We start from the raw sequence: 13,489 nt of genomic DNA on the forward strand, positions 1-13,489 counted from the left end.
TCAGGGATTTGAACAGCGCCTGCCGGTCTTTGGCAAGAGCGCATTGAGGGAGAGCTAGATGTCCGAGAATCCGTGGCCCCAGGGCGTGCCTGAGATCATGCCCGCCGAAGACCGTGCGGAGATCGAGGAACTGTTCGCGCGCTACGCCTGGGGCATCGACCTCGCCGACGAAGAGCAGGCGATCAACACTTTCGCCGAAGACGCCGAATTCGACCATCTGTGGCAAGGCACGGTGAAGGGCCACGCGGCCATTCGCGAGAACCTGCGCAAGCTTTGGTACGACCGCCAGCATTGGTGGTATGGCCGCCAGCACCTGATGAACCACTTCATCATGGACCCCAGGCCCGAAGGGGCACGGGTGCGCTGCTTCTTCCAGATCATCCAGTGGAACGCCGACTACAACACCAATTTCGTGTTCGGCATCGGTACCCGCGACGATCGGCTGGTGAAGCGCAACGGGCGATGGAAGTTCTATCGCCTGCACGTCAACGCCTGGACGGCGGTCGATCAGATTCCGTGGAAAGGGGAACGGACCTTACCGCAGCGCCCGCCCTATAAGTCGCCGCCCGCCGATACTCGGCCGTTCGACGAGCAGACCGGCGATGCCTGGTAGTCCCCGCCCTTCTTGAATGGGGTCCGACTCAGCCGGTCAAACCCATCGCGACCCGGAAGGGCAGATCCAGCGTCAGGCTGCCCGGCGATCCCCGTCGGAGAGCCATTCGCGAGCGCGGCGTTGAGCCTCGGCAATTTCGCGGGCGGTCATTTCGTCGGAGATGTCCGCCCGGCTCCAGGCGGCTTCTTCGTGCCCGGCGACTGCCGCGAGGTTGAACCACTTGTGCGCCTCGATCAAATCGCAGGCCACGCCTTCCGCTCCGGTGGAGAATGCGACCCCAAGGTCGAAGCAGGCATCGGTGTCACCCGCTGCAGCCGCAGCCAGGCAACGGGCAATGTGAAGGTCCGCCCGCGTTTCGTCGGCCGGTCGGATCTTCGCGAAATCCTCGATCCTGGTCAGTTCCATGATCGCTAACCCCCCTATGGGTCCGGTCGAGAAACCGGACTGCCACAGGACTTTCGAGCAAGTGTGGTCAAGAAATGGTTAACGCGCCGGGAAGTTTATTAACGTACCCCCGCGCCGAGGGAACGGAGCGGGATTTACCGCCCTTAGGGCTCGCTTAACTTGGCCGGGTGTAGACCCCGTATTGCGGCTTGTGCGGGATTCGCGCTGCCACTATAGGCCGCGCCAGTCCTGCTAAGCCCGCATCCGCGGGGGGCGCAAGGATTTGGATGAGGCCGAATTTCAGACGGCTTGCTTGCGGAGTTCGTGAATGGGGTCGATTCCGAATGACGACATCGACATTCTCGCCAAGGCCAAGCGTGCTCTGGACAGGGACTATGCGCCCTCCGATGACGAAGAATACATGTCGGAGCAGCAACTGAATTATTTCAGGGTGCTGTTACTGGAATGGAAGAAGTCGATTCTCAGCGCTGCGGAAAGCACTCTGCAGCTGCTTCAGGACGGACCGATTCGGGAACCTGACCTCAACGACCGCGCCTCCAGTGAAACCGATTGGGGCATCGAGTTGCGGACACGCGACAGGCAGCGCAAGCTCATTGCCAAGATCGATTCGGCCCTGCGCCGCATCGATGAAGGCGAATACGGCTGGTGCGAAGTCACTGGGGAGCCGATCGGTATCAACCGCCTGATCGCCCGTCCGATCGCGACCATGACCGTCGAAGCGCAGCAGGCTCACGAACGTCGCGAGAAGGTCTCTCGCGACGACTGATTTCGATACTGACCCGGTTTGGGACAGGCCTGTGATTACGGTCTTGCATTTACGCTTCATTAGCTACGAATTGCGATAGAACTCCGACTTGTTAAGCGCGGGAAAGCCGGCCGTTCTGTTGGCAGCCTCGCGTGAATCGGAACTTCGGAAACGCCCCTAACGATGAGCAACATCGACACTCGCCAGGTCAACCGTGACAGCCTGTTCCTGCTCGCCCAATTGCGGGTCGACGGACAGGACCTCTTGCATCGGGTCAAGGTCCGCAATCTTTCGGCCGGCGGCATGATGGCCGAAGGCGACGTGAAAGTGATGCGCGGCTCGCTGGTGTCGGTGGAATTGCGCAACGTCGGCTGGGTCGAAGGCTCGGTCGCCTGGAAGCAGGACAACCGCTTCGGCATCGCCTTCGTCGATGAGGTCGATCCCCTGGTGGTTCGCGCTCCGGCTCCGGCAAGCGAAGCGGCCGAGTATGACGCGCCCCGCTTTACCCGCACCCATTCGGCCATGCCGTTCAACGAACCGAACCCGGCAAGACTGCGAAAGATCTGATCGGCTTCCATCCCGGCGGGATAGACTCTAGCATAGAGCCAGATGGCTTGGCGCTGGCTCTCCCTCATTCTCCCCGCGGTTCTGATGCTGGCGGGGTGTGGGCGGGGTAACGAAGGGGCGCTGCAGGTCGATTTCATCGATACGCCAGAGAGCCTGTTCGCAGATGGCCTGCGGCTTTCCCCTGGTGCCCAACACCTCCGCGCCGCGACCGACGCGGGCCTCGTAGCTTTCAACGCGCAGGGGGACGTGGTTCCCGCCCTGGCCGATCGCTGGATCGTAACCGACGATGGTCGCAGCTTCATCTTCCGCCTGAGGGAAGGCGACTGGCCCGACGGAGCCGACCTGACCGCAGAAAGCGTGCGCGCCGCCCTGCGCAGTTCGATTCGCGCGCTCAACGGCACCTCGCTTGGCCTCGACCTTGCGCCGGTCTCCGAGGTCAGGGCCATGGCCGGACGGGTCGTCGAAATCCGCCTGTCGAGCCCGGTCCCCACCCTGCTGCAAATCCTCGCCCAGCCCGAACTCGCGCTTAGCCATGGCGCGAAAGGCGATGGGGCTGGCGAAATGCGGCTCGTGCGGGAGGGCGATCTGGCGACTTTGACCATGAAGCCGCCGGCCGAGCGTGGCATTCCCGAAGAGCGGAACTGGCAGTCCTTCGTCCGCCAGATCGAATTGCGACCCGCCGATCCCAAGGCGGCGATCGAACGATTCGACAACGGCGACGTCGATGTCGTGCTTGGCGGTCAGATAGGCAGTCTTCCACTCGTCGACACGGGCCCGCTTTCGCGCGGCACCGTGCGGCTGGAACCTGCCATCGGGCTGTTCGGCTTACTGGTGCAGCGCGAACGGGGTCTGCTGACGACCAACGAGGGCCGCGAGGCTTTCGCCATGGCCATCGACAGGCCCGCGCTGGTCGCCCAGTTCAATATTGGCGGCTGGGTCCCGACCACGCGAATTTCGGCCCCTGGCCTGCCCAACGATGTCAGGCTTGTCCCAGAGCGCTGGGGCGAGCGGACGATCGACGAGAACCGCGCGATCGCCGCCGCTCGCGTGGCCGCCTGGCGCCGGGCGAACGGGGGGGAAGAGGCGCGGCTGACCATTTCGCTGATGAGGGACCCGGGCCTCGACGCACTTTTCCTGGAGCTGGTGCGGCAGCTCGGGACGGTGGGCATAATCCTGGACAGGGCGCCTCCCGGCCGCGCGGCCGACCTCGACCTGATCGACCGCGTGGCCCGTTATGCGGAGCCGCGCTGGTTCCTCAACCAATTCAATTGCTCGCTTCGCCACGGCCTGTGCGACGCCGAAGCCGATGCCCTCGTGCGGGAGGCGGTGAAGCAGCCCGACCGGGCCGAACGTGACAATCTCCTGGCGGAAGCCGAAGCGAAGCTGACCCAGGCCAACGTCTATATTCCGTTCGGTTCGCCGCTCCGCTTCTCGCTCGTGCGGAGCAATGTCGACGGGTTCGTCGCGAACCAGTGGGCTTTCCACCCCTTGCCGGCGCTGGCGCAGATACCCAGATAAGCTCTGGAGGAGATTCCCTTGGAGCAAATTCAACGTCCAGGCCGGATGGACCTGCCGCTCGGCATGGATACCGCATCGGTCTATCGCCGGATCGAACTGGTCGAGCATGTTCTCGAGCGCAGTCTGGTGATTCCCGGGCTCAAGTTCCGAGTCGGTCTCGATGCCCTGGCCGGACTCGTGCCGATCTTCGGTGACCTCTTGGGCGCCGCCCTTGGCAGCTACATCATCTGGGAGGCCCGCAACCTCGGCCTGCCCAGGTGGAAGCTCTGGCGGATGGCGGGCAACGTCGCGGTCGACACCGCCATCGGGGCGATTCCGTTTGCCGGAGACGTGTTCGACGTGTTCTTCCGCTCGAACACCCGCAACCTCAAGATCGTGAAAAAACACCTCGAGAAGCAGGGCCTGCTGATCGATCAATAGGCTTTCCGCAGCTTATCATGCCAGGGTCATGACCTTGGCGGAACAAGCCGCTAAGCGCCGGAAGTCCCATGGTTCAGGCTTCCGCACCGACCCCGATGATGGCCCAGTACCTCGCGCTCAAGCGCGAGGCCGGCGATTGCCTGCTGTTCTATCGCATGGGCGACTTCTTCGAACTGTTCTTCGACGATGCGAAGGCCGCGAGTGCCGTCCTCGACATCGCGCTCACCAGCCGGGGCGAGCATGACGGTGCGCCCATCCCGATGTGCGGCGTGCCGGTCCATGCGGCCGAGGGCTATCTCGCGCGATTGATCAAGGCGGGCTGCCGGGTGGCCATCGCGGAGCAAGTCGAAACGCCCGAGGAGGCGAAGAAGCGGGGGGGCTCCAAGGCCTTGGTGGCCCGCGACATCGTTCGTTTCGTCACTGCAGGAACCTTGACCGAGGAGGCGCTTCTCGAACCGCGCCGGGCCAACGTGCTTGCGGCGGTGTGCGAAATGCGCGGCATGGCGGGCGTGGCCGCGTGCGACATCTCGACCGGGCGCATGGAACTGGAGGAATGCGCCCCCGGCGATCTCGGAGCCGTGCTCGCTCGACTGTCGGCAAGCGAAGTGGTCATGCCCGAAGATCTCCCGTCCCGCTTGCGCGAAGGGCCGGGCATGGGTCTGTTGCCGACAAGCGCCATCCCCCGTTCCGCGCACGAGTTCTCGAGCGACGGCGGCGAGGCGAGGCTTAAGGGTATCCACGGTGTCGCCACCCTCGATGGCTTCGGCAGCTTCACGCGACCGATGCTGGCGGCGGCATGCGGGCTGATCGCCTATCTCGACCACGTCGGACGCGGCAGCCTGCCGCTGCTCCTGCCGCCCGAAGGCCGTGCCACGGGCGAAGTGCTGGCGATGGACGAAGCCACGCGCGGCAGCCTCGAAATAACCGCAGCGCAAGGCGGCGGGCGTTCCGGAAGTCTGCTGGCGGCGGTCGATCGCTGCGTGACCGGCGCCGGCGCGCGCCAGCTCGCAGAGGACCTCGCTGCGCCGCTCGCGCAAAAGGCGGCGATCGAGGCTCGTCTCAACCTCGTGCAATGGCTCCACGCCGATCCGCTGTTACGGGCCGATCTGCGCGACGTGCTGCGTGCCTTGCCGGACCTTGGCCGTGCGCTCGGGCGGATCGTCGCGGGTCGCGGGTCGCCTCGCGATCTTGGCCAGATTCGTGACGGCCTGAGCGAAGCGCGCCGGGTCCACGACCATTTGCAGGGCAAGCCTGACAAACCCGCCTTGCTCGAAGCACTGGTACCCCGGCTGGGCGGCCATGGCGCGCTGACCGATCATCTTTCACGCGCGCTCGTCACTACCCCACCAACCGAACGCTCGTCGGGCGGCTTCATCGCCGAAGGTTACGATGCCGCGCTCGACGAGCTGCGCCTGGTGTCGGGCAACGCCCGCCGCGCGATTGCGGCGCTCGAGGCGCGCTATCGCGACGAAACCGGCGTGGCCGCGCTCAAGATTCGCCACAACGGCGTACTCGGTTATTTCATCGAGGTGCCGGCCAGGCACGCTGACCGGATGATGGCGCCCGACAGCGGCTTTACGCACCGCCAGACGATGGCGGGCGCGGTGCGCTTCAACTCGCTGCACCTGCACGAGGAGGCAAGCCGGATCGCAGAAGCCGGCGGCCATGCACTGGCTGCCGAAGAAGCGCATTTCGAAGAGCTCGTGCAGGAGGTCGTGGCGGATCGCGAGCGGATCGCCGCGACGGCAGCCGCGCTAGCCCGGCTCGATGTCGCCGCGGGTCAGGCCGAACGCGCCGCGGAAGGTGGCTGGACCCGGCCGGAGATCGTCGAGCAGGTCTGCCTGGAGATCGAAGGCGGCCGCCATCCGGTGGTCGAAGCGGCGCTCGCGCAAGTGGGCGAGCGGTTCGTGGCCAACGACTGCAGCCTGTCGCCGGACGACAGGCTATGGCTTGTCGGTGGGCCGAATATGGGCGGCAAGTCGACCTTCCTGCGCCAGAATGCGCTGGTCGTGCTCTTGGCACAGGCGGGCGGTTTCGTTCCGGCGGCGCGGGCGAAGGTCGGACTGGTCGATCGCCTGTTCAGCCGTGTGGGGGCGGCCGACAACCTCGCGCGCGGGCGCTCCACGTTCATGGTCGAGATGGTCGAGACGGCAGCGATCCTGGCCCAGGCGACCGAGCGCAGTTTCGTGATCCTGGACGAAGTGGGACGCGGCACCTCGACATACGATGGTCTCGCGCTGGCCTGGGCGGTGGCCGAGGCCATCCATGAGAACAACCGCTGCCGTTGCCTGTTCGCGACGCACTATCACGAGCTTGCCCGGTTGGCCGAGACTTGCCCGGCCCTGTCGCTGCATCACGTTCGGGCAAAGGAGTGGAAGGGCGATCTGGTGCTGCTGCACGAGGTAGCCGAGGGCGCGGCGGATCGGAGCTACGGCCTGGCCGTGGCCAAGCTGGCGGGTGTGCCCAAGTCCGTGGTGGCGAGGGCGCGGGCCGTACTCGACAAGCTGGAGAAAGGCCGGGCGGAAACCGGCGGACTGGCCGCGGGGTTGGGCGAGCTACCGCTGTTCGCGGCAGCGGCGCACCTGGAGGAAGAGAGCCGCGACAGCTTGCGCGATCGGCTGCAGGGCCTGGATGTCGACGCCCTCACGCCCCGAGAGGCGCTGGACCTGCTGTACGAGCTCAAGCGGGACGCGGGGGAATAGCGCCGGCCTCCGCAAAAGCCGCTCGGTCACGGGGCCCGACTCAAGCAGCGACCGACCACCTACGGGATGTCGAGGGGGCTTTCAGCGCAACCCCTCAGTCCTCATCCGGATCGTGCCCTTCGCCAAGAGCGTCATCCTCGTCGTCCATGTTGGGCTCGCCGAGATAGGCGCCCATGTCGATCCGGCCCGACTGCTCCATGTCGCGCATCCGGTCGATCAGGTCCTGTGTGGAATCGTCCATCACTTCGCCGGGATCGTCGGACTTTTCGCTGTCGAGCGGGCTTTCCTCGTCATCGGCGCCAAGCGCTTCCCTGGCGACGGTCTGTGCCTGCGACTCTTCATCGTCCTGTTCGGCATTATGCAATTCGGGCGCCTCTTCGGCGGAGGACTTATGGGCGGCGTCTCGGCGGTCGGTCATGAACGGAACTCCTTCGGCCCTCCAACCCTTCTCCGCACCGGAGCGTTCCCGCTAGCGCGTCGGGACCGGCTCCTCGCCCGAATAGTCGTAGAAGCCCTTGCCAGTCTTGCGTCCCAACCAGCCGGCTTCGACATACTTGGTCAGCAGCGGGGCAGGGCGGTATTTGGAATCGCCTGTTCCCGCGAAGATGACGCGCATGATCTCCAGGCAGGTGTCGAGCCCAATGAAGTCGGCCAGTTGCAGCGGCCCCATCGGGTGGTTGAGGCCCAGCCGGCAGCCCTTGTCGATATCGGCGATCCCCGCCGTTCCGCTGCCCAGCACGAACGCCGCCTCGTTGATCATCGGCAAGAGAATGCGGTTGACGATAAAGCCGGGCTCGTCCCCGCTCAGGATCACCTGCTTGCCGAGGCTTTCGGCGAATGTCCGGGTTCGGGTGATCGTGTCGGGTGAGGTGGCGAGGCCGGGGATCATCTCCACCAGTTCCATCAGTGGCACTGGGTTGAAGAAATGCAGCCCGATGAAGCGCGCCGGGTCGGTCGTGGTGGCCGCCATGCGGGTGATGGGGATCGAGCTGGTGTTGCTGGCCAGGATCGCCTGGGGCGCCAGGACCTGGCCGGCCTGCTCGAAGATCGCCTGCTTGATGGCCTCGCGCTCGGTTGCCGCCTCGATGATCAGACCCACGCCGCCCAGGGGCGCGTAGTCGGCAGACGGCTGGATTCGGGCCAGCGCGGCATCGGCGGCCTCGGGCGTAAGCTGCTGCTTCTCGACAAGTCGCGCGAGCCGCTTGCCGATCGCGTCGCGCGCTTTCTCCGCGATGGCGATCTCGCGGTCAACGAGGACCACCGTGTACCCGCTGGCGGCCGCGACTTGTGCGATGCCCGCGCCCATCTGGCCCGATCCGATGATGCCGACTGTTTGCATGCGCCACTCCTTCGCAGTTGCAGCAGAGTAGCGGCGCGATGCCGGGCGCGCTAGCGGTTCGCTCCGGGCGTCCAGAGCACGTCACCCGCTCCGCCCGAGTTCGCCAGGCGCGCGACCACGAACAGGTAGTCGGACAGGCGATTGATGTAGGCGAGCGCCGCGGGATTGACCGGTTCGACCGCAGCCAGCGCCGTCATCGCCCGCTCTGCCCGGCGAACTTGCGCGCGGGCGAGGTGGAGACGGGCGGAGGCCTCGCTGCCGCCGGGGAGAATGAAGCTCCGCAGAGGTTCGAGGCTCTCATTGGCGGCGTCGATCAATTGTTCGAGCCAGTCGACCTGCGCGGGCACGATCCTCAGCACCATGTCCGAAGGAGCGAAGTCCTCGCCCGGCGTCGCTAGGTCGGCGCCGAGATCAAACAGGTCGTTCTGGATGCGGACCGCCGCTTCGGCCTCCCCCACCGTGAGGGCCAGAACCGCCCAGCCGAGCACCGAGTTCGCCTCGTCCACGGCACCTACGGCTTCGAGCCGTGCGGAGTGCTTGGGCAGGCGCGAACCATCCACCAGGCCGGTGGTGCCGTCATCGCCTGTGCGGGTATAGATCTTGGTGAGCCGGACCATGCGTCGATCGATCCCCTCGGCCCAAGCCGGTTACTTGCTGTTCACCATCAGCAGGATCACCACGACGACGATCGCCAGCGCCTGGTACTTGATGCGGGCGAACATCATCTTGTTCTGCCGCAGCTGCATCTCCTTGACGCGGTCACCGTCGTTTTCGAGGTCGAGCTTGGTGCTTTGCAGGAAGGCCACGATCCCGCGCACGAGCGAGATCACGACCCAGATCATGGCGAGGATGAGGAAGACGATGAGGACTGTGTTCATGGCGTCCCATCTAGGCCTTCCGACAAGGTAATGCCAGCGGGCAAGCGGCCCTCGCGCAGGGTCGTGGCCAGCGCCAGGCCATCTTCCCCGGCCCGGCGACGGTTGGCGAGCGAGGGCGAGTTGCGCCGCTTGGCGAGCTTGGTGCCATCGGCGTCGAGCAGCAGCGCATGGTGGTGCCACACCGGCACCGGCAGGCCGAGCAGGGCCTGCAGCAGACGGTGCACATGGCTCGCGGCGAAAAGATCCATTCCGCGAGTCACCAGCGAGACGCCATCGGCCGCATCGTCGAGGGTCACGGCGAGGTGATAGCTCGCGGGCGTATCGGCCTCCTTCCGCACCAGCACGACATCGCCTGCGAGATCAGGGCGGGCGATCTGCTCTCCCGCAAGTTCGTCGATCCAGGTGAGAGGACCGCTCTGGGCGAGCGCCTTGCGCACGTCGAGTCGCCAGGCCACGGGACCCGCGAAATCGTCATCGGCGCCGCGGCAGGTTCCCGGATAGACCGGACCGTCCGGCCCTTTTGTCAGGGCAGCGGCGGCAATTTCGGCACGCGTGCAGCGGCAGGGATAGAGCAGACCCATCTCACGCAATCGGGTCGCGGCCGCTTCGTAGCTGGCAAGGCGGGAGGACTGGGCGGGGACTTCTTCCCACTCGAGACCTAGCCAGGCGAGGTCGGCGCGAAATTCTTCGGCCAAGGAGGGGCGGGATCGGGTGCCGTCGATATCCTCGATCCGCACCAGGAACCGCCCCCCGCGCGATTTGGCCAGATCGTGGGCCACGATCGCCGAATAGGCGTGCCCGAGGTGCAGCGAGCCGTTCGGGCTGGGGGCGAAACGCGTGACCGTCATGCCGCACTCCCTAACAATATCGCGCAGTTGCGGCAAAACGCTGGGGATTCGACGACCGTAACGGGGTTGACGCAAATTGCTGCAAATGCTCCCCTGCAACGCGTCAGGGGAGCATTACGCTGTGCTCAAGGCCGAACTGATCGATAGGGCAACCCGGTTCCGCGGCGCGGAAGAGGATCCTACGCGCAGTTTGCAAAGCTGCCCCGCGCTGGTCCTCAACGCCGATTACACCCCGCTTTCCTATTATCCCTTGAGCTTGTGGCCCTGGCAGACCGCGATCAAGGCGATCTTTCTCGAACGGGTCGATGTCGTCGCGACTTACGAGCGGATGGTGCACTCGCCCTCGCTCGACATGCAGATCCCCTCGGTGATCGCTCTGCGGCAATATGTGAAGCCGAGCGAGTTTCCGGCGTTCACGCGCTTCAACGTATTCCTGCGCGATCGGTTCGCCTGCCAGTACTGCGGCAGTCCGCAACACCTGACGTTCGATCACGTCGTCCCGCGCCGGCTGGGCGGCAAGACGACGTGGGAGAACATCATCACGGCCTGCGCGCCGTGCAACATGAAGAAGGGTGGCCGCACGCCTCGTCAGGCGCACATGCACCCCCTGTTAGAGCCGATCCGGCCCACGAGCTGGCAGCTGATCCAGCAAGGCAAGAGCTTCCCGCCCAACTACCTGCACGAGACGTGGCGCGACTGGCTCTACTGGGACATCGAGCTGGAGGAATAGGCCCAGGGGTAACGTCCTTCCCAGCCGATCCGAATTCGACTCCAAGATTTACGCTATGCCATGCGCCCTCTGCGCGTTAGGGCGCTCCCACGCGTAACTTCAAGCACCAGAGGATCGCCCTTGGCTGACGAGCAAACCGACCGCTTTACCGCGCGCGAGGCCCTATTTTATCACGAGACCATTCGGCCCGGTAAGATCGAGATCATCGCCAGCAAGCCGATGGCGACGCAACGCGACCTCAGCCTTGCCTATTCTCCCGGTGTGGCGGTTCCGGTCCAGGCCATTGCCGACGATCCGGCGAATGCCGCCCGCTACACCGCCCGCTCGAACCTCGTCGCGGTGATTTCCAACGGCACGGCCATCCTCGGCATGGGTAATCTCGGGGCCCTTGCCTCGAAGCCGGTGATGGAAGGCAAGGCGGTGCTGTTCAAGCGGTTCGCCGACGTCGACTCGATCGACATCGAACTCGCCACCGAGGACCCGGAAGCCTTCATCAACGCTGTCGCGCTGATGGAACCGACTTTCGGCGGCATCAATCTCGAGGACATCGCCGCGCCCGAGTGCTTCGTGATCGAACAGGCCCTGCGCGAACGGATGAACATCCCGGTCATGCACGATGACCAGCACGGCACCGCGATCATTTCCGCGGCCGGCTTGCTCAACGCCTGCTTCATCACTGGGCGTGACCTCAAGGACGTGCGCATGGTCGTGAACGGGGCGGGTGCCTCGGCCATCGCCTGTACCGCGCTGATCAAGGCGCTGGGCGTGCCGCATGAGAACGTCACCATGTGCGACCGTTCGGGCGTGATCTACCGTGGGCGCGACAATGTCGACCAGTGGAAGAGCGCGCACGCGATCGACACCGACGCACGCACGCTGGAAGAGGCGCTCGTCGGCGCGGACATCTTCCTCGGCCTCTCCGCCGCGGGGGCGCTGAAGCCCGAATGGGTGGCTAAGATGGCCGACCAGCCGATCATCTTCGCGATGGCGAACCCCGATCCGGAAATCACCCCGGACGACGCCAAGGCCGTACGCCCGGACGCGATCATCGCCACAGGCCGGTCGGATTATCCCAACCAGGTCAACAACGTGCTCGGCTTCCCGTTCATCTTCCGCGGAGCGCTTGATGTGCAGGCGACCGCGATTAACGAAGAGATGAAAATTGCCGCGGCCCGCGCGATCGCCGAGCTGGCCCGCGAGTCCGTGCCGGAAGAAGTCGCGGCCGCCTACGGCAAGAGCCACCAGTTCGGGCGCGACTACATCATTCCGGCCCCGTTCGATCCGCGCCTTATGGAGGTGGTCCCAATGGCCGTCGCCCGCGCCGCGATGGAAAGCGGCGTGGCGCAGAAGGACATCGAGGATTTCGAGGCCTATCGCCTTCAGCTCAAGAGCCGCCTCAATCCCACGACCTCGGTCATGGCGAGCGTCTATGCAGAGGTGAAGAACAACCCCAAGCGGGTGGTCTTCGCCGAAGCCGAAGAGGAAGTGGTGCTGCGCGCCGCTATCCAGTTCCAGGAATTCGGCTATGGCACGCCCGTGCTCGTCGGTCGCACGCAGGCGGTCACGGCCAAGCTTGCCGAACTCGGCGTATCGGACCCGCGGCAGTTCGAAATCCAGAATTCGGCGGACTCGCATCTCGTGCCGCAGATGGCGGACTTCCTCTACAAGCGCCTGCAGCGTCGGGGCTTCACCGAACGTGACGTGCGGCGGATGGTCAATCAGGACCGTAACACCTTCGCCTCGCTGCTGGTGGCTCTGGGCCACGGCGACGCGCTGATCTCCGGCCTCACGCGGCCTTTCGCGCAGACCATGCGCGAGGTCAGCCAGGTGATCGATCCGAAGCCCGGCCAGGTGCCGTTCGGCGTCCACATGATGATCGGCAAGAACTACACCGTGTTCCTCGCCGACACGACGATCAACGAGCGCCCTAGCGCCGAGGAACTCGCGCACATCGCCAAGGAAACGGCGGCCGTGGCCCGCCGGCTCGGGCATGAGCCCCGGGTGGCGTTCCTGTCCTATTCGACATTCGGAAATCCGTCGGGCAAATGGCTCGAGAACATCCGCGACGCGGTGCACCTTCTCGACGCCCAGGACCCGGGCTTCGAGTACGAGGGTGAAATGGCGCCCGATGCCGCGCTCAATCCGCGGGTCATGTCGCTCTATCCGTTCAGCCGTCTTTCGGGCCCCGCCAACGTGCTGGTCATGCCAGGCCTGCAATCGGCCAACCTTTCGGCCAAGCTGCTGCGCGAGCTGGCGGGCAATGCCACGATCGGCCCCATGCTGATTGGCTTGGAAAAGCCGGTCCAGATCGCTCCGATGACGGCTAACGCGCCCGACGTGCTTACGCTGGCGGTCCTCGCAGCGGCCGGCGTCGTCGGATGAGGACGGCCGGGGCCTACTGGGCCCTGGTCCTGGTCCCGCTGATGTTCGCGGCGATCAGCCTGCCGATGGTGTTCGGGTGGGTCGGTCCGAACGCCTACTACGGCGCGCGGACCGCTGCGAGCCAGGCCTCCGAGGCCGAGTGGTATCGGATCAACCAGCTGTCGGGCATCGTCGGTGTGGTGGCAGGCGTGATCGGTGCCGCGGTCAACGCGTTGATCGTCAGGTCAGGCCTGTCCGTGATGCACAAGCAGGTCGCTTGCGTCGCGGTGATTGTCGTCGTGGCCGTGGTGATGGCCGGGGCGACCTTGGCTTTCGGCTAGTCGCTCCTGGTCGCCTGGAGGC

General features: G+C 65.4%; 15 protein-coding genes. 9 read left to right on the top strand and 6 right to left on the bottom strand.

Features of this window, described 5'->3' with window-relative positions; translation table 11 throughout:
- Positions 1-58 precede the first annotated feature (58 nt).
- Positions 59-613, top strand: a complete 555-nt coding sequence (locus tag KK137_RS14635; protein ID WP_214537271.1) for a nuclear transport factor 2 family protein — start codon at positions 59-61, stop codon at positions 611-613.
- A gap of 72 nt (positions 614-685) precedes the next feature.
- Here KK137_RS14635 and KK137_RS14640 read toward each other — a convergent pair whose 3' ends face one another.
- A complete protein-coding gene (locus KK137_RS14640) occupies positions 686-1,018 on the bottom strand; it encodes an SEL1-like repeat protein (RefSeq protein WP_214537272.1) in 333 nt (110 codons plus the stop codon).
- A gap of 307 nt (positions 1,019-1,325) precedes the next feature.
- Between KK137_RS14640 and dksA the strand changes: the two genes are divergently transcribed.
- The 5 genes from dksA to mutS all read left to right on the top strand — a co-directional run bounded on the left by dksA (position 1,326) and on the right by mutS (position 6,970).
- Positions 1,326-1,784, top strand: coding sequence for an RNA polymerase-binding protein DksA (gene dksA / locus KK137_RS14645; protein ID WP_214537273.1), 459 nt, complete (start codon positions 1,326-1,328; stop codon positions 1,782-1,784).
- Positions 1,785-1,946: 162 nt separating this feature from the next.
- On the top strand, positions 1,947-2,330 hold the full coding sequence (locus KK137_RS14650) for a PilZ domain-containing protein (protein WP_214537274.1): 384 nt from the start codon (positions 1,947-1,949) through the stop codon (positions 2,328-2,330).
- A gap of 42 nt (positions 2,331-2,372) precedes the next feature.
- Positions 2,373-3,848, top strand: coding sequence for an ABC transporter substrate-binding protein (locus KK137_RS14655; protein WP_214537275.1), 1,476 nt, complete (start codon positions 2,373-2,375; stop codon positions 3,846-3,848).
- An 18-nt stretch (positions 3,849-3,866) separates the two neighbouring features.
- Entirely contained in the window at positions 3,867-4,268 is a 402-nt protein-coding gene (locus tag KK137_RS14660) for a DUF4112 domain-containing protein (protein WP_338028095.1), read from the top strand.
- 68 nt (positions 4,269-4,336) lie between these two features.
- The gene (mutS, locus tag KK137_RS14665; RefSeq protein WP_476695917.1) at positions 4,337-6,970 is read left to right on the top strand and encodes a DNA mismatch repair protein MutS; all 2,634 of its coding nucleotides are present in this window, start codon (positions 4,337-4,339) and stop codon (positions 6,968-6,970) included.
- A gap of 94 nt (positions 6,971-7,064) precedes the next feature.
- Here the strand turns inward: mutS and KK137_RS14670 are convergent, their stop codons facing one another.
- From KK137_RS14670 to gluQRS, 5 genes are read right to left on the bottom strand one after another with little or no spacing between them, the layout of a single operon-like run.
- Positions 7,065-7,388 (bottom strand): hypothetical protein, encoded by a 324-nt coding sequence (locus KK137_RS14670; protein WP_214537276.1) that lies wholly within the window; start codon positions 7,386-7,388, stop codon positions 7,065-7,067.
- Between the two features lie 51 nt (positions 7,389-7,439).
- Positions 7,440-8,309 (bottom strand): 3-hydroxyacyl-CoA dehydrogenase NAD-binding domain-containing protein, encoded by an 870-nt coding sequence (locus KK137_RS14675; protein ID WP_214537277.1) that lies wholly within the window; start codon positions 8,307-8,309, stop codon positions 7,440-7,442.
- A 50-nt stretch (positions 8,310-8,359) separates the two neighbouring features.
- Positions 8,360-8,926 (bottom strand): cob(I)yrinic acid a,c-diamide adenosyltransferase, encoded by a 567-nt coding sequence (locus KK137_RS14680; protein WP_214537278.1) that lies wholly within the window; start codon positions 8,924-8,926, stop codon positions 8,360-8,362.
- A gap of 30 nt (positions 8,927-8,956) precedes the next feature.
- Complete coding sequence (locus KK137_RS14685) at positions 8,957-9,187, bottom strand: HIG1 domain-containing protein (RefSeq protein WP_214537279.1); 231 nt, start codon at positions 9,185-9,187, stop codon at positions 8,957-8,959.
- Entirely contained in the window at positions 9,184-10,035 is an 852-nt protein-coding gene (gene gluQRS, locus KK137_RS14690; protein ID WP_214537280.1) for a tRNA glutamyl-Q(34) synthetase GluQRS, read from the bottom strand. The genes KK137_RS14685 and gluQRS overlap by 4 nt, the downstream gene beginning before the upstream one ends.
- 121 nt (positions 10,036-10,156) lie before the next feature.
- Between gluQRS and KK137_RS14695 the strand changes: the two genes are divergently transcribed.
- The 3 genes from KK137_RS14695 (at position 10,157) to KK137_RS14705 (ending at position 13,467) form a co-directional block, all read left to right on the top strand.
- Positions 10,157-10,765 (top strand): HNH endonuclease, encoded by a 609-nt coding sequence (locus tag KK137_RS14695; protein ID WP_214537546.1) that lies wholly within the window; start codon positions 10,157-10,159, stop codon positions 10,763-10,765.
- Positions 10,766-10,885: 120 nt separating this feature from the next.
- Positions 10,886-13,147 carry an NADP-dependent malic enzyme gene (locus KK137_RS14700; protein WP_214537281.1) on the top strand — a complete coding sequence of 754 codons (2,262 nt, stop codon included), beginning with the start codon at positions 10,886-10,888 and terminating at the stop codon, positions 13,145-13,147.
- Positions 13,144-13,467, top strand: coding sequence for an SdpI family protein (locus KK137_RS14705; RefSeq protein WP_214537282.1), 324 nt, complete (start codon positions 13,144-13,146; stop codon positions 13,465-13,467). Before KK137_RS14700 ends, KK137_RS14705 begins: the two co-directional genes overlap by 4 nt.
- Positions 13,468-13,489: the final 22 nt, after the last annotated feature.

This window comes from Croceibacterium selenioxidans (genome assembly GCF_018599195.1).
Taxonomy (GTDB): Bacteria; Pseudomonadota; Alphaproteobacteria; order Sphingomonadales; family Sphingomonadaceae; genus Croceibacterium_A; species Croceibacterium_A selenioxidans.